Annotated in this window: 1 protein-coding gene; it reads right to left on the bottom strand. The window is 52.3% G+C overall.

The annotated features are described in order from the left end of the window. Positions 1 to 695: hypothetical protein (locus tag AK963_RS30075; RefSeq protein WP_139117821.1), on the bottom strand; the 695-nt coding region annotated here is incomplete at its 3' end. Positions 696 to 717: the final 22 nt, after the last annotated feature.

Below are 717 nucleotides of genomic sequence, written 5' to 3'. Positions count from 1 at the left end.
GAATAAAAAATAGCTCTTTCGAGGAGCCAACCACTGCATTCATAATCCTTAACCACCGCATCCGGTGTGACCTGCTCGGGTTTCTGCTTGCCATCCGGTGTCAACAGCAGGCCCCTCAGGCAACATTCCGCTTTGAAGCGCGCTAGCTCCAGTGTTGCTTTGGCTGCCTGATAATCCTTAACCACCGCATCCGGTGTGACCTGCTCGGGTTTCTGCTTGCCATCCGGTGTCAACAGCAGGCCCCTCAGGCAACATTCCGCTTTGAAGCGCGCTAGCTCCAGTGTTGCTTTGGCTGCCTGATAATCCTTAACCACCGCATCCGGTGTGACCTGCTCGGGTTTCTGCTTGCCATCCGGTGTCAACAGCAGGCCCCTCAGGCAACATTCCTCTTTGAAGCGCGCTAGCTCCAGTGTTGCTTTGGCTGCCTGATAATCCTTAACCACCGCATCCGGTGTGACCTGCTCGGGTTTCTGCTTGCCATCCGGTGTCAACAGCAGGCCCCTCAGGCAACATTCCGCTTTGAAGCGCGCTATCGCTAACTGATACTTATTATTTTGATCTGGAGCTCGATTGAATTCTTGAATGACCTGATCCGGGCTGATTTTTCTCTGGTCTTTTGGAATGTTCTTTAAGCAGAGCTTTTGCAGGAAGAAGGCTCCTCGTAGGGAGGTTTTGTCATTTGCATACGCTGTCATCACATCAGCTGGGGTGATTTTA

Origin of the sequence: Endozoicomonas atrinae (assembly GCF_001647025.1) — a bacterium.
In the GTDB taxonomy this organism is placed as follows: domain Bacteria; phylum Pseudomonadota; class Gammaproteobacteria; order Pseudomonadales; family Endozoicomonadaceae; genus Endozoicomonas; species Endozoicomonas atrinae.
Note: the sequence above shows the minus strand (reverse complement) of the source record. Positions and strands in the feature narration are given on the sequence as shown.